Source organism: Stenotrophomonas sp. K-6, assembly GCF_056861555.1.
Genome location: NZ_JBSPUC010000003.1, coordinates 246,995 through 268,968, shown reverse-complemented (window position 1 = coordinate 268,968; position 21,974 = coordinate 246,995). Strand labels below are relative to the sequence as shown.

General features: G+C 65.6%; 20 protein-coding genes. 14 read left to right on the top strand and 6 right to left on the bottom strand.

From position 1 onward, the window contains the following. Nucleotides 1-41 precede the first annotated feature (41 nt). From AC13F7_RS11635 to AC13F7_RS11615, 5 genes are all read right to left on the bottom strand, one after another. The gene (locus AC13F7_RS11635; RefSeq protein ID WP_483000446.1) at nt 42-734 is read right to left on the bottom strand and encodes a DUF2058 domain-containing protein; all 693 of its coding nucleotides are present in this window, start codon (nt 732-734) and stop codon (nt 42-44) included. A 9-nt stretch (nt 735-743) separates the two neighbouring features. Beyond that, nucleotides 744-983, bottom strand: coding sequence for a SlyX family protein (locus AC13F7_RS11630; protein WP_019185948.1), 240 nt, complete (start codon nt 981-983; stop codon nt 744-746). Continuing rightward, entirely contained in the window at nt 976-2,325 is a 1,350-nt protein-coding gene (locus AC13F7_RS11625) for a UDP-glucose dehydrogenase family protein (RefSeq protein WP_483000440.1), read from the bottom strand. The genes AC13F7_RS11630 and AC13F7_RS11625 overlap by 8 nt, the downstream gene beginning before the upstream one ends. Before the next feature lie 22 nt (nt 2,326-2,347). Further along, nucleotides 2,348-3,328 (bottom strand): FKBP-type peptidyl-prolyl cis-trans isomerase N-terminal domain-containing protein, encoded by a 981-nt coding sequence (locus tag AC13F7_RS11620; protein WP_481470822.1) that lies wholly within the window; start codon nt 3,326-3,328, stop codon nt 2,348-2,350. A gap of 84 nt (nt 3,329-3,412) precedes the next feature. Next, complete coding sequence (locus AC13F7_RS11615) at nt 3,413-4,012, bottom strand: glutathione peroxidase (protein WP_483000436.1); 600 nt, start codon at nt 4,010-4,012, stop codon at nt 3,413-3,415. Nucleotides 4,013-4,428: 416 nt separating this feature from the next. Here AC13F7_RS11615 and AC13F7_RS11610 point away from each other — a divergent pair, with 416 nt between their 5' ends. The 7 genes from AC13F7_RS11610 (at nt 4,429) to AC13F7_RS11580 (ending at nt 9,018) form a co-directional block, all read left to right on the top strand. Beyond that, on the top strand, nt 4,429-4,686 hold the full coding sequence (locus AC13F7_RS11610; protein ID WP_481470824.1) for a hypothetical protein: 258 nt from the start codon (nt 4,429-4,431) through the stop codon (nt 4,684-4,686). A 2-nt stretch (nt 4,687-4,688) separates the two neighbouring features. Next, complete coding sequence (locus tag AC13F7_RS11605; RefSeq protein WP_019185943.1) at nt 4,689-5,051, top strand: GntR family transcriptional regulator; 363 nt, start codon at nt 4,689-4,691, stop codon at nt 5,049-5,051. Beyond that, nucleotides 5,048-5,923, top strand: coding sequence for an ABC transporter ATP-binding protein (locus tag AC13F7_RS11600; RefSeq protein WP_483000435.1), 876 nt, complete (start codon nt 5,048-5,050; stop codon nt 5,921-5,923). Before AC13F7_RS11605 ends, AC13F7_RS11600 begins: the two co-directional genes overlap by 4 nt. Next, nucleotides 5,920-6,951 (top strand): hypothetical protein, encoded by a 1,032-nt coding sequence (locus AC13F7_RS11595; RefSeq protein ID WP_483000434.1) that lies wholly within the window; start codon nt 5,920-5,922, stop codon nt 6,949-6,951. Before AC13F7_RS11600 ends, AC13F7_RS11595 begins: the two co-directional genes overlap by 4 nt. 27 nt (nt 6,952-6,978) lie before the next feature. Beyond that, nucleotides 6,979-7,863, top strand: coding sequence for a DUF4097 family beta strand repeat-containing protein (locus AC13F7_RS11590; protein WP_483000433.1), 885 nt, complete (start codon nt 6,979-6,981; stop codon nt 7,861-7,863). Between the two features lie 27 nt (nt 7,864-7,890). Then, nucleotides 7,891-8,499, top strand: coding sequence for a DUF2884 family protein (locus tag AC13F7_RS11585; protein ID WP_483000432.1), 609 nt, complete (start codon nt 7,891-7,893; stop codon nt 8,497-8,499). A gap of 93 nt (nt 8,500-8,592) precedes the next feature. Further along, nucleotides 8,593-9,018, top strand: coding sequence for a hypothetical protein (locus AC13F7_RS11580; protein WP_481469408.1), 426 nt, complete (start codon nt 8,593-8,595; stop codon nt 9,016-9,018). Nucleotides 9,019-9,075: 57 nt separating this feature from the next. Here the strand turns inward: AC13F7_RS11580 and AC13F7_RS11575 are convergent, their stop codons facing one another. Beyond that, on the bottom strand, nt 9,076-10,488 hold the full coding sequence (locus AC13F7_RS11575) for a class II fumarate hydratase (protein WP_481469410.1): 1,413 nt from the start codon (nt 10,486-10,488) through the stop codon (nt 9,076-9,078). A gap of 295 nt (nt 10,489-10,783) precedes the next feature. Here AC13F7_RS11575 and AC13F7_RS11570 point away from each other — a divergent pair, with 295 nt between their 5' ends. From AC13F7_RS11570 to lpdA, 7 genes are all read left to right on the top strand, one after another. After that, entirely contained in the window at nt 10,784-12,106 is a 1,323-nt protein-coding gene (locus tag AC13F7_RS11570) for a hemolysin family protein (RefSeq protein WP_483000431.1), read from the top strand. Between the two features lie 37 nt (nt 12,107-12,143). Beyond that, the gene (gene purB, locus AC13F7_RS11565; RefSeq protein WP_483000430.1) at nt 12,144-13,511 is read left to right on the top strand and encodes an adenylosuccinate lyase; all 1,368 of its coding nucleotides are present in this window, start codon (nt 12,144-12,146) and stop codon (nt 13,509-13,511) included. A 63-nt stretch (nt 13,512-13,574) separates the two neighbouring features. Further along, nucleotides 13,575-14,978, top strand: a complete 1,404-nt coding sequence (locus tag AC13F7_RS11560; RefSeq protein WP_483000429.1) for a ribosomal protein uL16 3-hydroxylase — start codon at nt 13,575-13,577, stop codon at nt 14,976-14,978. A gap of 14 nt (nt 14,979-14,992) precedes the next feature. After that, nucleotides 14,993-15,901, top strand: a complete 909-nt coding sequence (locus tag AC13F7_RS11555; protein ID WP_483000428.1) for a GNAT family N-acetyltransferase — start codon at nt 14,993-14,995, stop codon at nt 15,899-15,901. Nucleotides 15,902-16,086: 185 nt separating this feature from the next. Next, nucleotides 16,087-18,921, top strand: coding sequence for a 2-oxoglutarate dehydrogenase E1 component (locus tag AC13F7_RS11550; RefSeq protein ID WP_481469419.1), 2,835 nt, complete (start codon nt 16,087-16,089; stop codon nt 18,919-18,921). A 43-nt stretch (nt 18,922-18,964) separates the two neighbouring features. Next, nucleotides 18,965-20,167, top strand: a complete 1,203-nt coding sequence (gene sucB, locus AC13F7_RS11545) for a dihydrolipoyllysine-residue succinyltransferase (RefSeq protein ID WP_481469421.1) — start codon at nt 18,965-18,967, stop codon at nt 20,165-20,167. A 61-nt stretch (nt 20,168-20,228) separates the two neighbouring features. Further along, nucleotides 20,229-21,665 (top strand): dihydrolipoyl dehydrogenase, encoded by a 1,437-nt coding sequence (gene lpdA / locus AC13F7_RS11540; protein WP_481469422.1) that lies wholly within the window; start codon nt 20,229-20,231, stop codon nt 21,663-21,665. The last annotated feature ends 309 nt before the right edge of the window (nt 21,666-21,974 follow it).

Below are 21,974 nucleotides of genomic sequence, written 5' to 3'. Positions count from 1 at the left end.
CCCTGCAAACGAAGGGTCGCCGAGCTGCGACCCGGTTGGAATTACCAGACCAGGTCGTCGGGCACCTGGTACTGCGGATCGGCGTACGGATCTTCGCCCGCCGGTGCATCCGGGTCGACCTTCAGCGCCACCGACGGTGCGAACACCGCTTCGGCCTCGGCCAGCACTGCGGCGGTCACCAGCACGTAGCGACCGTTCTGCTGCAATACGCCAAGCTCACCGGCATTGAGCGCCTTGAGCTGATCGGCGGTGACGTAGATGCGCTTGATCTTGCCGCCATACGGGAAGTGGCGCGCGATGTCGGCCGCTTCAGCGTTGAGGGACTTGCCTTCCAGCAGGACCTCCAGCTTCGCCTTGGCTTCGCGACGGACGCGCGCTTCTTCCTGCTTCAGCCGCTCGGCCTCGATGCGGTCGTCTTTTTCTTTCTGCGCACGGATCGCATAGGCCTTGGCGAGATCGATGTCCTCGCGCGAGCGCGGCTTGCCAGCTGCGCCCTGCGGCGGCCGGGCACCGGCGGGACGGCCCTTGCCCTGCGGGCGGCGGTCACCGTCGCGGGCGGGACGCTGCCCCTCACCGGGCTTGCCGGCCGGGCGCGCGCCCTGCGGCTTGCCGGCCGGGCGGCCATCGCGGCGCGCATCGGGTCGACGATCCGGCTTGCGGTCGTTGGTTCGTTCGGGTTTGGGCGGGGCTTTGAAGCCAAGGCCCAGCAGCTGGTCGCGGAGAGTATCGCTCATGACGTCAGATCAGTAATGCGGAGGCGGCGGCTCTTCGGCCGAATCGGAATACAACGCGGTGCGGACCTTGCCGAGGTCTTCAAGCAGGATGCGGGTGAGGTCGGCATTGCGGTTGCCTTCCATGCGCGCATCAGCGAGTGCCTCGCTCAGTTCGGCCAGCGCCTGCTCCTGGAAGGAGACGCGCATTTCCAGCTCGATCAGGCGTGCTTCCAGTGCCTGTTCGCGCTCGGAGGGTGTGGACTCATGCATTCAACGAACGTCCCCGGCCAATGCCGTAGTAAGCCAGGCCCGCGGCTTCGATGTCCTGCGGGTCGTACAGATTGCGGCCGTCGAAGACGACCGCATCGTTGAGCATCTCGCGCAGGCGGACGAAATCCGGGCTGCGGAACTGCTTCCATTCGGTCACCACGACCAGCGCATCGGCGCCCTCGAGGGCGTCGTACGCGTTGTCGCAGAACACCAGATCATCACGCTCACCGAAAATGCGGCGCGCTTCTCCGGTCGCTTCCGGATCATAGGCGCGCACCTGCGCACCGGCCTCCCAGAGCTGCGCCAGCAGGCGGCGGCTGGAGGCTTCACGCATGTCATCGGTGTTGGGCTTGAACGCCAGGCCCCACACCGCGAAGGTCTTGCCGCGCACGCCTTCGTCCTCGCCACGATCGTAATGGCGCTGGATCAGGGCGTACAGATGACCCTTCTGGTGCTCGTTGACGGCTTCGACCGCATTGAGCAGCTTCGGCTCATGGCCGTACTGCTGCGCGGTCCGGGCCAGCGCCTGCACATCTTTGGGGAAGCACGAGCCGCCGTAGCCGGCGCCGGGATAGATGAAGTGCCAGCCGATGCGTGGATCCGAGCCGATGCCCTGACGGACCTGCTCGATGTCGGCACCGACCTTCTCGGCGATGTTGGCGATTTCGTTCATGAACGAAATCTTGGTCGCCAGCATCGCATTGGCCGCGTACTTGGTCAGCTCCGCCGAGCGCACATCCATCTCCACCACGCGGTCGTGGTTGCGGTTGAACGGCGCATACAGGCGGCGCATCAGTGCGACCGACTCGGAGTTGGACGCGCCCACCACGATGCGGTCCGGCCGCATGCAGTCGGCGACCGCGTCACCTTCCTTCAGGAATTCGGGGTTGGAGACCACGTCGAACGCGATCTCCACGCCGCGCTCGGCCAGCGCCTCTGCGATGGCCTCACGGACTTTGTCGGCCGTGCCTACCGGCACGGTCGATTTGTTCACCACCACCACCGGCAGCGTGATGTGCCGGCCGATGGTGCGGGCCACGGCCAGCACGTACTGCAGGTCGGCACTGCCGTCCTCGTCCGGTGGCGTGCCCACGGCAATGAAGATCACCTGGCCATGCGCGATCGCGGCGGCGGCGTCGGAGGTGAAGGTCAACCGCGACGCAGCGTGGTTGGCCTTGACCATCGGTTCCAGACCGGGCTCATAGATCGGGATGATCCCGCTGTTGAGACCGTCGACCTTGGCCTGGTCAATATCGACACAGATCACCTGGTGGCCAACCTCGGCCAGGCAGGTACCCGTGACAAGACCGACGTAGCCGGTACCGAAAATCGCAACGCGCATGGGCGGTGGGGCTCCAGATCCGTTACGGCAGGACGTTCAGCAGCTCGACGTCGAACGTCAGCGTCGCGTTCGGACCGATCGGACCACCCGGGGTGCCCTGTTCGCCATAGGCCAGCTCGCCCGGAATCCAGAAGCGGTACTTGGAACCGGTCGGCATCAGCGAGACACCTTCCGACCAGCCCTTGATCACCTGGTCCAGACCGAACTCGATCGGCTGGCCGCGCTGGTAACTGCTGTCGAAGACGGTGCCGTCGAGCAGCTTGCCTTCGTAGTTCACGCGCACCTTGCTGGTCGGCATCGGGCGCTCGCCCGAACCCGGACGCAGCACCTGGTACTGCAGGCCCGAGGCGGTGGTCACCACGCCCGGCACGGTCTTGTTCTTGGCCAGGAAGTTGTTGCCTTCCACGCGGTTGGTGCCAGCCTGGGCGGCGGACTTGGCCTCCATCTCAGCCTGCTTGCCCTTCATGAAACCTTCCAGCGTGGCCTTGGCCTGCTCGGCGGTCATCTTCGGGGTGCCGTTGTTGAACGTGGTGCTGACCGCGTCGAACAACGCGTCCAGATCCAGATCATCCTTCAGCGGTGCCAGCGACGGGCCCACGGCGAAGCTGCCCAGCATCAGGCCGACCTTCTCGCGGTCCACCTTCGGCGGCGCGGTACCCGGCGCAACACCCGGCACCGGCTGGCCGTTCTTGGCCATCACGGCCTGGCGCAGGGCAGCGTCGGTCTTCTGCGCTTCTTCCTGGCTGATCAGGGGCTGCTTGCCTTCAAAGGCGTTGGTCACACCGCGGCGCAGGGCGGCCAGGTCGATCTCGCTGGAAATCGGTCCGAACGAATTGGCGACATCGATACCGATGGCGTAGCCAAGCTTTTCGCGTTGGGTGTTCAAAGTGGAAGTCTCCTTGACAGCCGCGCGGGCGGCTGGTTGTTGCGACATCGCGGTACCGGTGGCACCCATCGCCAGAATCAGAACCGACGCCGCGGCGCCGCGCATTCCCATCTTCATTCGCTGCATTCCTGGAAGTGACTGGACGCCGACGTCGGCGCGAAAGCAACCATTGTCGCACGCGCGTCCGAGATGTCGATATCGTCAGCGCTTGTTGGCGGTGACAGAGAGTTCACGTTCGATCGCCGCGACGAGCTTCGGATCGTCCGGCGTGACCTTGCTCGGGAACTGCGCCACCACCCGGCCATCGCGACTGATCAGATACTTGTGGAAGTTCCAGCCCGGCGACACGCCCGTGGCGGTGGCAAGACTGCGGTAGAGCGGCGTCGCTTCCGGTCCGGTCACCACCACCTTCTGGAACATCGGGAACTTCACGCCGTAGGTCAGCGTGCAGAACTCCTGGATCTGGGCCTCGTCGCCCGGCTCCTGGCCCTTGAAGTCATTGGACGGGAAGCCCAGCACCGAGAACCCGCGTGCGCTGTACTTGCGCTGCAGGGCTTCCAAGCCTTCGTACTGCGGGGTGTAACCGCACTTGCTGGCCGTATTGACCACCAACAGCACCTTGCCACCGTACTGCTTGGCCAGATTGACCTCACCCTTGCCCGCCAGGGGCCGGTAGGTCACATCCAGCAGATCGGCCGCCTGGGCCGACGCGCCCACCAGCAGGCCGACGGCCAGCAGCAACAGCGACCCGCGCCGGGCAAGGTCGCGACGGACGGGCGACAACAGAGACACGTAATGCATCGCGACACTCCAAGGTGGGAAAACGAGCGCTCAACCGGCCCGGCAAGGGCTGCCAAGGCCGCGGCGGCACTATATCACCGCTGTTTTTGCCGCCGGATGGCCGTAGGCCGGCCCACTGAAGGGAGCAGTGTTCGGGCGCCGCTTTGCCGTTTCTGGCCGTGTCTGCTCGATGACAGGGATCCTGCAGACATCACCTGAATGCGCCCATTGCTTGCCATACCATTGACATCAATGAATGTGCGCTGGCAGAAAACGCCCGCCCGCTCAGACACCTATCCATTTAAATTCAACACCTTACGATCAACGCATGCCTGTCATACGCCCCCTGCCATCAGTTGGGTACGCCCCCCTGTTGACCTTGGGCGTGCCGGTGTTATAGTTGCATACAACACCAGTCACCTAGACAGGGGAAGCCCATGAACCGCATGCGCCACCGCCACACCACCAAAGCCATCACCGCCGCCTCGGCGTTGTTGTTGCTCGGCTGGTTCGGCCTCCCCTCCGGTGACGCTGGCAGCCCTGCCACCAGCGCAGATTTGTTTGAAGGCCCGCAGGACGCAGGCGTCATCGAGGCAGGGAACGCCAACGGCGCCCCTACGCCCCCCCGCCGGCTGCACAGCTCCCTGTCCATGCCTTACTTCTCATTCGCGCAGTCGCTGAACCCACGGAGCTGACCATGAGCGATATTCAATGGAGCGATGGTGCTCCGATCTACCGCCAGCTGAAGGAGCGCGTGATCGCCATGATGCTTGACGGCATCATCAAGCCCGGCGACGCCCTGCCCTCGGTCCGGCAGGTTGCCGCCGAGTACCAGCTCAACCCCATCACCGTATCGCGCGCCTACCAGGAACTGGCCGACGAAGGCCTGGTCGAGAAGCGCCGCGGCCTGGGTATGTTCATGACCGAGGAAGCGGCCACGCAGCTGCGCAGCAGCGAGCGCGACCGCTTCCTCAATGAAGAATGGCCATTGGTGCTGGAGCGCATCCAGCGCCTGGGCCTGAACCTCGACGAATTGCTGCCCCAGGGGAAATCCTCATGAATGCCGTTGCAAGTGATGTCGTCATTTCCGCTCGAGGCCTGCGCAAGGCCTACAAACAGACCGTGGCGCTGGACAACACCAGTTTCACGATCGCGCCCGGCCGCATCACCGGCCTGATCGGCCCCAACGGCGCCGGCAAGACCACCCTGCTCAAGGCGCTGCTCGGCCTGACCTCGGTGCAAGGCGCGCTGCGTGTGCTCGGTCTGGACCCGAGCGAGCAGCGCAATGCCCTGATGAACGATGTCTGCTTCATCGCCGACGTGGCCGTGCTGCCGCGCTGGATGAAGGTGCGCGAGGCGATCGATTTCGTCGCCGGCACCCATCCGCGTTTCGACCGGGCGCGCTGCGAGCGCTTCCTGGCCTCCACCAAGCTGCACCCCAAGCAGCGCGTACGCGAACTGTCCAAGGGCATGATCGTGCAGCTGCACCTGGCGCTGGTGATGGCCATCGATGCCAAGGTGCTCGTGCTGGACGAACCGACCCTGGGCCTGGACATCCTGTACCGCAAGGAGTTCTACCAGCGTCTGCTGGAGGATTACTTCGATGAGCAGAAGACGATCATCGTTACCACCCACCAGGTGGAGGAGATCGAGCACATCCTCACCGATGTGATGTTCATCCGTGACGGCCGCATCGTGCTCACCACCGATATGGAAGACATCGGCGAGCGCTATACCGAAGTCCTCGTCTCGGCCGACACCGTGGAGGCTGCACGCGCGCTCAAGCCGATCGACGACCGCGCCCTGCCCTTCGGCAAGACCGTGCTGCTGTTCGACGGGGTGCCACGCGCCCAGCTCACGCCCCTGGGCGAAATCCGCAGCCCCGGGCTGGCGGATCTGTTCGTGGCCATCATGAAGGGAACCTACGCATGAACACCGTCAACCACCCCATCAGCAAGGCCAGCGCGTTCAAGTGGCTGCTCAAGCGTGAGCACTGGGAAAACCGCGGCGGGTTCCTGTATGCGCCGGTGATCGCCGGCGGCATCTCACTGGTGATGAGCCTGCTTGGCATCGTGTTCGGCCTGGTGGCCATGCACCGTGCGGTCAAGAGCGGCGGCATCCAGATCGACAATGAAAGCGTCAACATCAACGGCCTGGACCTGAGTCTGCTGACCAGCAAGCTGGATGCCAAGGACCTGCACGACCTGGCCAACGGGCTGGACCTCACCCTGATCCTGAGCTCGGGCTGGCCGCTGATCGTGCTCGCCTTCGTGGTGTTCTTCTACTGCCTGGGCGCCCTGTACGATGACCGCCGCGACCGCAGCATCCTGTTCTGGAAGTCGCTGCCGCTGTCGGATACCTCCACCGTCCTGTCCAAGGCGCTGAGCGCCCTGCTGATCGCGCCGATCATCGCGGTGATCGCCTCGGCCCTGACCATGTTCGGCTTCCTGGTGATGATCTCCATCGTGGTGATCGCTCACGGCGGCGACCCGATGATGTTGATCTGGGGACCGGCCAGCCCACTGACCATCATCGCCGGCCATCTGTCCTGGATTCCGGTCTACCTGCTCTGGGCGTTGCCGACCGTCGGCTGGCTGCTGCTGTGCTCGGCCTGGGCCAAAACCAAGCCGTTCCTGTGGGCCGTCATGCTGCCGCTGTTCGCCGGCATCATCGTCAGCACCACCAAGGTCATGACCCTGTTCGACCTGACCGGTGGCTGGTTCTGGAAGCACATCGTCGGCCGTCTGCTGCTCAGCGCGGTGCCGGCCACCGACCAGTTCTACCGCGGCGAATCGATGTTCAGCGGTACCGGCGGCAACATGGACAACCTGGTCAATGAGCTGGGCCCGAGCCATCAGCTGGCCGCCTTCGCGATGCCGGAACTGTGGATCGGCGCCGCCATCGGCGTGGTGTTCCTGTTCCTGGCCATCCGCCTGCGCCGCCGCGCCGGCGAAATCTGATCCCTGCCCCTCATCGAGGAATCACCCATGATCCGCACGTTCGCTGTTGCTTCCCTGCTGTTGCTGCCGCTGACCGCGCTCGCCAATGAGCCGCAGTGCACGTTCAACGAAGCCCGTGACCTCAAGCTCGACCTGGCCGGCGCCAAGGCGGTGGTGTTCGAAGTGAACCAGCACGATCTGGTGCTCCAGGCCGGCCCGGGCGCGGCCCAACTCGGGGGGCGCGCCTGCGCCTCCAATGCGGATTGGCTGCGCGAACTGACCGTGACCCAGCAGAAGGTCGGCGACAAGCTGGTCGTGCGCCTGCAGCGCGAGGGCCGCAACACGCTCACCATCAGCGGCAGCAGCTATGCCTACCTGGACATGCGCGGCACCGTGCCGGACACCATCCTGGTCCAACTCAAGGTCGGCTCGGGCGATGCCAGCGTCACCGGTGCGCACTCGCTGAGCGCCGACGTCGGTTCGGGTGACATCAAGCTGCAGGAGATCAAAGGCCTGGTGACCGCCGCGGTCGGCTCGGGCGATGTCATCCTCGGCGGTGCCGGTGCACTGAACCTGCTCTCGATCGGTTCCGGCGATTTCAAGGCCCGCAACGTGCGCGGTGATGCGAAGGTCGGCACCATCGGCTCGGGTGATTTCGAGCTGGATACGGTCGGTGGCAACGTCGAGATCGGCGTGGTCGGCTCCGGTGATACCGACGTGCGCAAAGCCAAAGGCAATGTACGCGTCGGCACCGTCGGCTCCGGCGACACCGACCTGCGCGATATCGGCGGCAGCGTCACCGTGGACCGTCATGGGTCGGGCGATGTCACCGTCCGCGATGTCGGCGGCGACCTGCGCGTGGCCAACAGCGGCAGCGGCGATATCCGCCACAGCAACGTGCGCGGCCGGGTTGAACTGCCGCGCGGCAAGTAAGCCCCCCTTCTCTGACGGATACGCATCATGACGACTCGACTGCTGCTGCCTGCCCTGCTGTTGTGCCTGCCGATCGCAGCCTGTACCGCCCCCGACAGTGGCAAGGGCAAAGCCCCCGCCGACCAGAGCGCCGCCGCCCCGGCCACCAGCGCGCTGGATACCGATGGCATTGGCAAGACCGTGCAGGAGGCCACCGACAAGGCCCGCCGGGAAATCAGCCAGGGCAACATTTCCATCGCCAACGGGAAGACGCCGAAGGCGGAGATCAGCCCGCAGGGTGACCTGCTCATCGATGGCAAGGCGGTCACGGTGGATGCCCACCAGCGTGCGCTGCTGCTGGACTACCGCAAGCAGGTCGAAGCACTGGCCGGCGCCGGCATGGAGATCGGCGTAGCCGGCGCCAATCTGGGCGTGAAAGCTGCCGGTGAGGCGATCCGGGGCATGTTCTCCGGTGACACCCAGGGCATCGAAGCGCGGGTGAATGAAGAGGCCAAGAAGATCGAGGACCAGGCCCAGAAGCTGTGTGGGCTGCTGCCGGCCATGATGGCGAAACAGCAAGCGTTGGCGGCCGCCCTGCCGGCCTTCCAGCCCTATGCGACGATGGACCAGAGCGACATCGACGACTGCGGCAAGTAACCCGGCACTGCCTGCGACGATGCGTCGCAGGCAGGCCCTTCCGGGGGCGGGAGGACTACAATCTCCCCTCCCGCCGCACGCGTTGCCCTGCTCATGAAGAAGCTGAGTCTGTTGCTGTTCGCCCTGTTCTGCCTGGTCGCCACCGGTTGCGATCAGGAGTACCGCAATCACCGCGCCGAGCGCAGCAAGCCCAAGATCACCGTCAGCGACGGCATGGTCACCGTGCGCCGCGCGCCTGCGCCTAACATCATCATCCTGCCCAACGGGCACATGAAGATCGATGAGATCGAGATCCCGCTCAACCAGGAGCAGCACGCGATGCTGCAGGGCATGTTCGGCCAGCTGCAGGTGCTGCGCCAGAACACGCTGACCGACGCCCCGCCGGACCCGGCCAAGCGCTCGGTGAAGATACAGGTACCTGACGGCATGCAGCCGATCCCGCCGGACCTGATCACGAAGATTCCCGAGTTCAAGGATTACACCGAGACCTTCGGCAATCTGCAGGCCGATCGCCACTGAGTTCGCGCAAAAAAACGGGCCGTTCGGCCCGTTTTTCGTTTCAGGTAGTGCGAGCGCTCAACCGCCCCCGCCGCCGCCGGCATGGATGCCACCGGCGGTCAGCGCCGCCGGATCCAGCAGACGGCGCAGTTCGGCTTCGGACAGGCCACTGTCTTCCTTGGCCACGTCCAGCACCGGGCGCTGCTCCTTGTAGGCGCGCTTGGCGATGGCGGCCGCCTTTTCGTAGCCGATGATCGGGTTCAACGCCGTCACCAGGATCGGGTTGCGATCCAGTGCCTCGCGGACGCGGTCCTCGCGTACCTTCAGTCCGGCGATCGCGGTGTCGGCCAGCAGACGGGTGATGTTGGCCAGCAGGGTGATGCCATCGAGCAGGTTCGCCGCGATCAACGGCAGCGTCACGTTCAACTGGAAGTTGCCGGTCTGGCCGGCCACGGTGATCGCGGTATGGTGGCCGATCACCTGGGCACACACCATCACGGTAGCTTCGGGTATCACCGGGTTGACCTTGCCCGGCATGATCGAGCTGCCCGGCTGCAGTGCCGGCAGTTCGATCTCGCCCAGCCCGGCCAGCGGCCCGGCATTCATCCAGCGCAGGTCGTTGGCAATCTTGATCAGGGCCACGGCCAGCGCGTTGAGCTGGCCGGACAGCTCAACCGCATCGTCCTGCGCGGCGAGGCCTTCGAACTTGTTCTCGGCGCTGTCGAACTTGATGCCGGTCTGCTGCTTGAGCTGCTTGGCCACCTGCGCGCCGAAACGCGGATCGGCATTGATGCCGGTCCCGATCGCCGTGCCGCCCAGCGGCAGGCGCCGCAGACGCTTGAGGCTGTCTTCGATGCGCTCCTGCGCGGAGGACAACTGCGCCGACCACGCACCGAATTCCTGCTCGAAGGTCAGCGGCATCGCATCCATCAGATGGGTGCGCCCGGTCTTGACCACCTTGCGCAGCGCGCGGCCGCGCTTGTCGATGGTCTTGCGCAGGTGCACCAGCGAGGGCAGCAGCTGCTCATGCACACCGAGCAGCGCCGAGACCCGCAACGCGGTGGGAATCACATCGTTGGAGCTCTGCCCCTGGTTGACGTGATCGTTGGGATGCACCGCGGTCTTGCCGGCCTTTCCGGCGCGGTTGGCGAGCGTGGCGATGACCTCATTGGCATTCATGTTCGAGGAGGTGCCCGAACCGGTCTGGTACACATCGATCGGGAAGTGCGCGTCATGGCGCCCATCGGCAACTTCCGCGGCCGCCGCTTCGATGGCCTTGCCGATGGTGCGCGGCAGATGGCCGAGCTCGACGTTGACGTTCGCGGCAGCACCCTTGACCAGGCCGAGCGCGCGGATGAATCCACGCGGCATGCGCTGGCCCGACACGGGGAAATTATCGACGGCGCGCTGGGTCTGCGCGCCCCACAACGCATCGGCGGGCACCTGCAGCTCGCCCATGCTGTCGTGTTCAATCCTGAAACCCTTGCTCATTGCATCAACTCCGCACGTCTTTCGTGGATGAAAGGGAACCTGCGGCTGGCAACGGGCCTGATTCCCTGGCTGGCGGCGCACATCACGATACTCTCAAGCGCCGCTGAAACCCAAGAAAGCAACTGATCGGCTAGACTCGGGATTCGTTTCCATTCAGACAGACTGCCGCCCCCATGGGTGACGATCCCGACAGTAGTACCGGGCGTGCCGCCGCGCACGCACCGATGACCGCCCTCGCCGCCCTGGCGACCGCGGGTGCCGTTCTCGCCTTGGCAGCCATGCTGTGGGGTCGCGAATGATCGGCAACCTCCTGCTCCTTGCGCTGGCGCTGCTGCTGGTGGTGCTCAACGGCTTCTTCGTGGCCGCCGAGTTCGCCCTGGTCAAGCTGCGCCACACCCAGGCCGTCGGCCTGGCCGACAACAACGGCTGGCGCGGCCGCCTGCTGCTCAACGTGCATTCGCACCTGGATGCGTATCTGTCCGCCTGCCAGCTGGGCATCACGCTGTCCTCGCTGGGCCTGGGCTGGGTCGGCGAACCGGCGTTCGCGCACCTGCTGCAGCCGTTGTTCGATACGCTCGGGTTGACCCCGGAAGCCTCGCGCCTGACTGCTTTCATCATCGCCTTCAGCATCATCTCGTTCCTGCACATCGTGCTCGGCGAACTGGCCCCGAAATCGATGGCGATCCGCCGTCCCGAAGCGATGTCGCTGTGGACGGCCGCACCGCTGTACCTGTTCTACTGGGCGATGTACCCGGCCATCTGGCTGCTCAACAACAGCGCCAACGCGCTGCTGAGAGCGGCCGGCTGGGGCGATGTGGAGCACACCTCGCACCGCTACTCCCGCGAGGAACTCAAGCTCATCGTGGGCCGTCAGCAGCCCACCGGCACCGCGCCGGACCAGGACCTCACGCTGATGAGCCATGCACTGGAACTGCCCGAGCTGGTGGCCGGCGACCTGATGCGCTCGCGCGACCATATGCGTTCGTTCCGCGACGGGATGAGCCTGGCCGATGTCATGGCCGAGTTCGCCGAGAGCCGCTACAGCCGCTACCCGTGGTTCGACCGCGACGGCGAGGAAGTGCTGGGCATCCTGCACATGAAGGACCTGCTGGTGGAGATCGCCCGCGGCAATCCGACCGACGATCTGCGCCCGCTGCTGCGCCCGGCCAACCTGATCGCGCTGGAGACTCCGGTGCCGCTGGTGCTCGAGCGCTTCCGTACCGGCACCACCCACCTCGCCCTGTGCGTGGAAGAGCACGGCCGCATCCTGGGCTACTTCACCCTGGAGGACCTGCTGGAAGTGGTGGTCGGCGATATCGAGGACGAGCACCCGCATATCGTCAAGGATGCCCCCACCCGCGGCGCGGACGGCACCCTGCTGGTGGCCGGCTCGACCTCCATCTTCCGGCTGGAGCGCCTGCTGGGCCATGACCTGAGCGCACCGGACCATCTGAATTCGGTCGGCGGGCTGATCGTGCACCAGCTCCAGCGCCTGCCCGAGGAAGGCGAGCAGCTGGAAATCGACGGGCACCTGTTCACGATCAAGCGCATGGCCGGGCACCGGATCCAGGCGGTGACGGTGCGCATGGCACAGGCCGAGGACGCCGGGGCAGCGTAGAATGGCGGCCCCCGCTGCCACCGATCTGCGCCCTGCCATGTCCGAATTCGCCCTGCTCGCCCTGTCCCCGCTCGATGGCCGCTACGCCGGCAAGGTCGACGCCCTGCGCCCGATCTTCTCCGAATACGGCCTGATCAAGGCCCGCGTGAAGGTGGAAGTGGAATGGCTGCTGGCGCTGGCCAATGAGCCGGGCATCGTCGAACTGGCCCCGTTCTCGGCCGCTGCCACCGCCCGCCTGCGCGCCCTGGCCGACGATTTCGCCCCGGCCCACGCCGCGCGGGTGAAGGAGATCGAGCGCACCACCAACCACGACGTCAAGGCCGTGGAGTACTTCATCAAGGAACAGCTCACCGCCGATGCCGAGTTGGGCCCGGCGCTGGAGTTCGTGCATTTCGCCTGCACCAGTGAGGACATCAACAACCTCAGCTATGGCCTGATGCTCGAGCAGGCCCGCCGCGAGGTGCTGCTGCCGTCGCTGGACAACATCGCCGGCGTGCTGCGCGCCCTCGCCCACGCCCAGGCCGCCCAGCCGATGCTGTCGCGCACCCACGGCCAGACCGCTTCGCCGACCACGCTGGGCAAGGAAGTGGCCAACGTCGTGGCCCGCCTGGAGCGCCAGCGCCGCCAGATCGCCGCGGTGGAGCTGACCGGCAAGATCAACGGCGCGGTGGGCAACTACAACGCCCACGTCATCGCCTACCCGGACGTGGACTGGCCGACCTTCGCCCAGCGCTTCGTGGAAAGCCTCGGCCTGGTGTTCAACCCGTACACCACCCAGATCGAGCCGCATGACAACGTCGCCGAAATCGGTGATGCGGCGCGCCGCGCCAACATCATCCTGATCGATCTGGCCCGCGACGTCTGGGGCTATATCTCGCTGGGCTACTTCAAGCAGAAGCTGAAGGAAGGCGAAGTCGGCTCCTCGACCATGCCGCACAAGGTCAACCCGATCGACTTCGAGAACGCCGAAGGGAACTTCGGCATCGCCAACGCCCTGTTCGAGCATTTCAGCGCCAAGCTGCCGATCAGCCGTTGGCAGCGCGACCTGACCGATTCCACCGTGCTGCGTGCGGTCGGCACCGCCTTCGGCCACACCCAGGTCGCCCTGGATTCGCTGGCCAAGGGCCTGGGCAAGCTGACCGTGAACCCGGAACGCCTGGATGCCGATCTGGACGCCGCGTGGGAAGTGCTGGCTGAAGCCGTGCAGACCGTCATGCGCCGCCACGGCCTGCCCAACCCCTACGAACAGCTCAAGGCCCTTACCCGTGGCCAGGGCATCACCACCGAATCGATGCAGGCCTTCGTCGAATCCCTGGATCTGCCGGCCGACGCCAAGCAGAGCCTGCGCGCGCTGACCCCGGGCGGCTACATCGGCCTGGCGGCGGACCTGGCCAAGGCAATCTGAAGGCATGGGCGTGGCACGGCCGCGCCCCCGAATACCCGTCTATACGCTGCAAGGATCTCCCCCATGGCCGCACGCAAGATCAAAACTCCCGCCATCGAAGTCCAGGCCCGCCCCGGCCTGCCGCTTGGCATGCCCGCCGCCACCTTCCTGCGCGACTACTGGCAGAAGCGCCCGCTGCTCATCCGCGGCGCGTTTCCCGATTTCGAAACGCCGGTCCAGCCTGAAGACCTCGCTGGCCTGGCCTGCGAGGAAGGCGCCCTGTCGCGCCTGATCACCCACGATCGCGCCACCGATGGCTGGAGCGTGCGTACCGGCCCGTTCCAGGAAGAGGAGTTCCCGGGCATGCCCGACCACGACTGGACCCTGCTGGTCCAGGACGTGGACAAGTGGGACGCCGACGTGCGCGCCCTGATCAGCCACTTCAACTTCCTGCCGCGCTGGCGCATGGATGACGTGATGATCAGCTTCGCCGCCACCGGCGGCTCGGTCGGCGCCCACGTCGACCAGTACGACGTCTTCCTGCTGCAGGCTTACGGCCACCGCCGCTGGCAGATCGACGCCAGCGAATCGATCAAGGGCAAGCGCCCGCCGCTGGACTTCCGCGATGACGTCGAACTCAAGCTGCTGCGCCGCTTCAAGCCGACCCACGACTGGGTGCTGGCCCCGGGCGACATGCTGTACCTGCCGCCGAACGTGCCGCACAACGGGGTCGCCGAAGACCCCTGCCTGACCTTCTCCTTCGGCATGCGCGCCCCGGCATCGGCAGAGCTGATCAGCGACTACCTCGACACCCTCATCGACGGCGCCGACGAGTCGATCCGTTATCAGGATCCGGACCTGAAGGTGCCCGAGGACCCGAACGAAATCGACGTGGTCTCGATGAACCGCGTGGTCGAAGCGCTCAATGCGATCCGCATGAACGACCCGGACAAGCTGGGTGACTGGTTCGGCCGCTTCATCACTACCTACCGCGCCGCCGGGGAAGTGATGGCGCACGGCGAGCCGCTGCCGCGCGAAGAGATCGAAGCTGCGCTGGGCGCGGGCGTGGAACTGCAGCGCCACCCGTGGGCGCGGCTGGCCTGGCGCCGTGCCAAGCGTGGCGCCAGCCTGTACTGCAGCGGGCTGGACTTCGCGCTGCCGGTCAAGGATGCCCAGGTACTGGCCGGCACCGAACAGATCGGCGCGGCGCTGTACCAGAAGCTCTCGGCCAAGGGCCGTGATGCCGTGCAGGCGCTGGTCGCCGGCGGCTTCTACCAACTGGTGGACGATGCCGGGTTCGAGGACGAAGACGACTACGTCGCCGAGTACGACATCGTCGACGGCACCGACGCGGTCGAGGTCATCGATGACGAGGCCACCCAGGCCGACGTGCACGAGGTCACCATCCATAACGACGGCATCGAAGTGATCGTGGATTTCGACGACAGCGACGAGACCGACGGCAAGGACGAGCCCCCGCGCGGCTGATCCGCCCACCCGCCATGGCCGCCCTTGGTTTCCAGGTTGACGTGGTCGATTACCCGGCGCAGCACGCCGCGCTGCACCGGGTGCGGTTCGCCGTGTTCGTCGACGAACAGCAGGTGCCGGCCGAACTGGAGATCGACGCGCTCGACCCCCTGAGCGTGCACGTGCTTGCCCGGGACACCGATGGAACGCCGATCGGTGCCGGCCGGCTCACCCCCGATGGCCGGATCGGCCGCATGGCGGTGCTTGCGGCATGGCGTAGCAAAGGCGTCGGCGACGCCCTGCTGCAGGCCCTGATCGATCAGGCCCGGGCCCGTGGCTGGCGCGAGGTCGGGCTGCATGCGCAGTTGCCGGCCCGCGTGTTCTACACCCGGCAGGGCTTCCTGCCGGAGGGAGAGGTCTTCCAAGAGGCCGGCATCGCTCACCAGCACATGCGGCTGGCGCTGACCGGCGCGGTCGCCATCGACCGTGCCGACGAGGCGGTGGCGATCACCACTGCCCTGGTCCACCGTGCCCGCCGCCAGCTGTGGATCCACAGCCGCCAGCTCGACCCCGGTCTGCTCGATGCACCGCCGGTTCTGGAGGCCCTGCGCCGCTACGCCACTGCCCGCCACGACAAACAGGCCTGGCTGATCGTCCACGACAGCGCCGCCATCCGTCAGGCCAGCTCGCCGGTACTGAGCCTGCTGCAGCGCCTGCCGAGCGTCTTCCGGGTGCGCGAGGTGAGCGATCCCATCGACCGTGCCGTCGCTTCTGCCTGCGTGCTCAATGACGCGGGCGACTACTACTTTCGTAGTAGCGGGCATCGCGTCGAGGGAGAGGCGGGGTTGGCCCAACCGGCACGTTCGCGACCGTTGCAGGACGGTTTGCAGCGCGTATGGGAACGTTCGCGTGATTGCAGCGAGCTGCGCGCGCTCGGGCTGTAGCTCACACCCCGGTCCCGAACCTGTCTGGGAATGACACCGCAGGCCCCGCACTGGACCGTACGGTGCCCCTTCCTGTCTCGATGGGGGTACAATTTGGGGTGTTAGATACCGCCCGCGCAGGGCTATTCACTTTTCCCTGCCGGATCATCGAAGCCTTACCCCACAAGCGAATCCGACTCTCCATCGTGGACAATCAACTGAAGCAGTTTGCGCAATCTTCGCAGCTCGCCGGCGGCAACGCCTCCTATATCGAGGATCTGTACGAGCAGTACCTCGTTTCTCCGGACAGTGTCGATCCCAAATGGAAGACCTACTTCGACGGCTTCCAGGGCCGCGAAGCCGGTGATATTCCGCATTCGGCCGTCATCGCCCACATTGCCGACGCCGCCAGGAATGCCGTCAAGAGCGGCACGGCCGCCGCCGGTGCCGGCGACGAGCGCGAGCGCAATGTCGGTCGCCTGATCACCGCCTACCGTTCGCGTGGCCACATGGCCGCCCGCCTGGACCCGTTGAGCCTGACCGCGCCGACCAATCCGCCGGATCTGGGCCTGCCGTTCCACAGCCTGTCGGAAAGCGACCTGGGCAGTGAGTTCAGCACCGGCGGCGTCGCCGGCCAGCCGCGCATGAAACTGCGCGATCTGCTGGAGCGCCTGAAGAAGACCTACACCGGCTCGATCGGTGCGGAGTTCATGCACATCTCCGAGGTCGAGCAGCGCCAGTGGCTGTACCAGCGCCTGGAACTGGCCGGTGGCAGCTACAACCTGGATGCCGATACCCAGCGCCGCACCCTGGAGCGCCTGACGGCTGCCGAGGGTCTGGAGCGCTACCTGCACACCAAGTACGTCGGCCAGAAGCGCTTCTCGCTGGAAGGCGGCGACTCGCTGATCCCGATGATGGACACCATCATCCGTGATGCCGGCAAGGATGGCGTCAAGGACGTGGTGATCGGCATGGCCCACCGCGGCCGTCTGAACGTGCTGGTCAACACCCTCGGCAAGAGCCCGCGCAAGCTGTTCGACGAGTTCGAAGGCAAGTTCGAACACGACGACCACGCCTCCGCCGGCGACGTGAAGTACCACATGGGCTTCTCGGCCGACGTCTCCACCCCGGGTGGCGCCGTCCACCTGGCGCTGGCGTTCAACCCGTCGCACCTGGAAATCGCCGACCCGGTCGTGGCCGGCAGCGTGCGCTCGCGCCAGGAACGCCGTGGCGATACCGCCCGCAAGCAGGTGATGCCGATCCTGATCCACGGCGACGCGGCCTTCTCCGGCCAGGGCGTGGTGATGGAGCTGTTCCAGATGTCCCAGGCCCGCGGCTTCGCCGTCGGTGGCACGGTGCACATCGTGGTCAACAACCAGGTTGGTTTCACCACCTCCAACCCGCTGGATACGCGCTCCACGCGCTACGCCACCGATGTGGCCAAGATGATCGCCGCCCCGGTGCTGCACGTGAACGGCGACGATCCGGAAGCCGTGGTGTTTGCTGCCCAGCTGGCGTTCGAGTTCCGCCAGAAGTTCGCCAAGGACGTGGTCATCGATCTGATGTGCTACCGCCGTTGGGGCCATAACGAAGCCGACGAACCGGCGATCACCCAGCCGCTGATGTACCAGGTCATCCGCAAGCACCAGACCACCCGCGAGCTGTACGCCGCGGCGCTGGAAGCGGCCGGCGTGATCGAAGCCGGCGGCGGCAAGGCGCTGGTCGATGCCTACCGCAACAAGCTCGATGCCGGTGAAGTCACCACCGAGCTGGCCCAAGTCGAAAAGACCCCGGCCACCAGCAAGATGTACGTGGATTGGCCCAAGCTGCTCAACGGCAAGCTCTCCGACGCGGTCTCCACCGCTGTCGGCATGGAGAAGGTCAAGCAGCTGGCGCAGATCATCAACACCGTTCCCGAAGGCGTGGAACTGCACTCGCGCGTGGCCAAGGTCTATGACGACCGCCGCAAGATGGCCGCCGGCGAGATCCCGGGCGACTGGGGCTTTGCCGAGAACCTGGCCTACGCCACGATCCTCGACGAAGGCAACAACCTGCGCCTGGTCGGCCAGGACGTGGGCCGCGGTACGTTCACGCACCGCCACGCGATTTTGCACGACCAGAAGACCGACAACTATTACCTGCCGCTGCGCCAGCTGGTCGAGTCGCCGGAACAGGCCACCATCATCGATTCGCTGCTCAGCGAAGAAGCGGTGATGGCTTATGAGTACGGCTTCTCCACCACCGATCCGAACACCCTGTGCATCTGGGAAGGCCAGTTCGGCGACTTCGCCAACGGCGCCCAGGTCGTGATCGATCAGTTCATTGCTGCCGGCGAAGCCAAGTGGGGCCGTATCACCGGCCTGACCCTGCTGCTGCCGCACGGTTACGAAGGCCAGGGCCCGGAGCACAGCTCCGCGCGTCTGGAGCGTTTCCTGCAGCTGTGCGCGCTGGAGAACATGCTGGTGTGCGTGCCGTCGACCCCGGCGCAGGCGTACCACATGCTGCGTCGCCAGATGCGCATGACCACCCGCAAGCCGCTGATCGTGATGTCGCCCAAGTCGCTGCTGCGCCACAAGCTGGCCGTGTCGACCCTGGAAGAGCTGGCCAACGGCGAGTTCCAGCACCTGATCGGCGATGCCAACGCAGACACCAAGAAGGTCAAGCGCGTGGTGCTGTGCTCGGGCAAGGTCTACTACGACCTGCTGGAAGACCAGACCAAGCGTGGCCAGGACGATGTCGCCATCATCCGCGTTGAACAGCTGTATCCGTTCCCGCGCGTGGCACTGGCAGCAGAGCTGAAGAAGTACGGCAAGGCGGCCGATGTGGTGTGGTGTCAGGAAGAACCGCAGAACCAGGGTGCCTGGTACCAGATCCGTCACCACCTGCAGGCGTGCCTGGCCGATGGCCAGAGCATCCATTACGCAGGTCGCGCCCGTTCGGCATCGCCGGCCGCTGGACACATGGCTGACCACATCATCGAACAGCAGAAGCTGATCGCCGATGCCCTGGTCAACACGTTCAACGACTCGGTCGCTGAATAACTCTCCCCCTCATTCTAGAAAAGACAAACCAGGAAGCTCCCGCATGGCCACCGAAGTCAAAGCCCCGGTACTGCCCGAATCCGTCGCCGACGGCACCATCGCCACCTGGCACAAGAAGGTCGGCGATGCCGTCAAGCGCGATGAAAACCTGCTTGATCTGGAAACCGACAAGGTCGTCCTGGAAGTGCCGTCGCCGGTCGACGGCGTGCTGAAGGAGATCAAGTTCGAGGTGGGCGCCACCGTGACCTCCAGCCAGGTTGTGGCGATCATCGAAGAAGGCGCCGTGGCCGATGCCCCGGCTCCGGCCGCGGAAGAGAAGAAGGCCGAGGCCGCACCGGCCAAGGCGGCTGCTCCGGCCGCTGCCGCAGCGCCGGCACCGGCCGCCAAGTCCGCTGCCGACTCCCTGCCCCCGGGCGCCCGCTTCACCGCCATCACCGAAGGCGTGAACCCGGCCGACGTGGACGGCACCGGCCGCCGCGGCGCGGTGACCAAGGAAGACATCGTCAACTTCGCCCGCAACGGTGGCGCCGGCAAGTCCGGTGGCGCACGTCCGGAAGAGCGCGTGCCGATGACCCGCATCCGCAAGCGCATCGCCGAGCGACTGATGCAGTCCAAGAACGGCACCGCGATGCTGACCACCTTCAACGAGGTCGACCTGTCCAAGGTCTCGGCCGCGCGCAAGGAGCTGCAGGACGAGTTCGTCAAGGCCCACGGCATCAAGCTGGGCTTCATGAGCTTCTTCGTGAAGGCCGCCGCCAACGCGCTGCAGCGCTTCCCGCTGGTCAATGCCTCGATCGATGGTGACGACATCATCTATCACGGCTACTCGGACATCTCGATCGCCGTGTCGACCGAGAAGGGTCTGGTGACCCCGGTGCTGCGCAACGTCGAGCGCATGTCGTTCGCCGACATCGAAAAGACCATCGCCGACTACGCCAAGAAGGCCCGTGACGGCAAGCTGAGCCTGGAAGAACTGCAGGGCGGCACCTTCACGGTGACCAACGGCGGCACCTTCGGCTCGCTGCTGTCGACCCCGATCATCAACCCGCCGCAGAGCGCCATCCTGGGCATGCACGCCATCAAGGAGCGTCCGATCGCCCAGAACGGCCAGGTCGTGATCGCGCCGATGATGTACCTGGCGCTGTCCTACGATCACCGCATCATCGATGGCAAGGACTCGGTCCAGTTCCTGGTGGACATCAAGAACCAGCTGGAAAACCCGGGCCGCATGCTGTTCGGCCTGTAAGACCTCCCACCCCTCCGCGCCTGCGCGGAGGGGTTCTGGTAAAGAAACAAGGAATATCTCAATGGCTGAACAATTCGACGTCGTCGTCATCGGTGCCGGTCCGGCCGGCTACCATGCCGCCATCCGCGCCGCGCAGCTGGGTCTGAAGACCGCCTGCATCGACGCTGCGCTGGGCAAGGACGGCAAGCCGGCCCTGGGCGGCACCTGCCTGCGCGTGGGCTGCATCCCGTCCAAGGCGCTGCTGGATTCCTCGCGTCAATTCTGGAACATGGGCCACATCTTTGGCGACCACGGCATCAGCTTCAAGGACGCCAAGATGGACGTCGAGGCGATGGTTGGCCGCAAGGACAAGATCGTCAAGCAGTTCACCGGCGGCATCGCCATGCTGTTCAAGGCGAACAAGGTCACGGCGTACTACGGTTTCGGTGAGCTGCAGCCGGGCAACATCGTCAAGGTGAAGCAGCACGACGGTTCGGAAGTCGAGCTGAAGGGCACCAACGTCATCATCGCCGCCGGTTCGGATTCGATCGAACTGCCGTTCGCCAAGTTCGACGGCGAGACCATCGTCGACAACGTCGGCGGCCTGGACTTCACCGAAGTGCCGGCCCGCCTGGCCGTGATCGGTGCCGGCGTGATCGGCCTGGAACTGGGCAGCGTCTGGAAGCGCCTGGGCTCGGAAGTGACCATCCTGGAAGCGCTGCCGGACTTCCTGGCCGCGGCCGATGCCGAAGTGGCCAAGACCGCCTTGAAGGAATTCAAGAAGCAGGGTCTGGACATCCGCCTGGGCGCCAAGGTCTCCAAGGCCGAGGTGACCGGCAAGGGCAAGAAGAAGGAAGTCGCGCTCACCTACACCGATGGTGAAGGCGAGAAGAACCTGATCGTGGACAAGCTGCTGGTGGCCGTTGGCCGTCGCGCCGCCACCAAGGGCCTGCTGGCCGAGGGCACCGGCGTCAAGATCAACGAGCGTGGCCAGATCGAAGTGGACGCGCACTGCCACACCGGCGTCGCTGGCGTCTGGGCGGTCGGTGACTGCGTGCGCGGCCCGATGCTGGCGCACAAGGGCTTCGAAGAAGGCATCGCCGTGGCCGAGCTGATCGCAGGCCTGCCGGGCCACGTCAACTTCGACACCATCCCGTGGGTCATCTACACCGAGCCGGAGCTGGCCTGGGTCGGCAAGACCGAGCAGCAGCTCAAGGACGAAGGCATCCCGTACAAGGCGGGCAGCTTCCCGTTCGCCGCCAACGGCCGTGCCGTGGCGATGATCGAGCCGTCGGGTTTCGTGAAGGTCCTGGCACATGCTGAGACCGACCGCATCCTGGGCATGCACCTGGTCGGCGCGAACGTCTCCGAGCTGGTGCACGAAGGCGTGCTGACCATGGAGTTCAGTGGTTCGGCCGACGACTTGGCGCGCATCTGCCACGCCCACCCGTCGCTGTCCGAAGTGGTGCATGACGCCGCGATGGCCGTCAGCAAGCGCGCGATCCACAAGGCGAACTGAGCTGTATCCGGGTGTGTGCCGACCATTGGCCGGCACACACCTGCAGACGAAAAACCCCGCCTCGGCGGGGTTTTTTGTTGCCTGCAACAGCGTCGCGTGTCTTGACCCTGCAATACTGCGGTTCAATGATCAAGGCATCTGACCAAGGAAGGAAAGTCCATTCGTTTGATTCCCCTCGCCCGCACGTCGCGCGCCGCTGCGGTGATGTCGATGGCAGCATTTGCTCCACTGCTGGCCTGCGCAGCCGAACTGATGGAAGGCGACTACCGCAGAGCGTCGGTGCAACCGGTTGAAGTGAGCCCGCTTGGC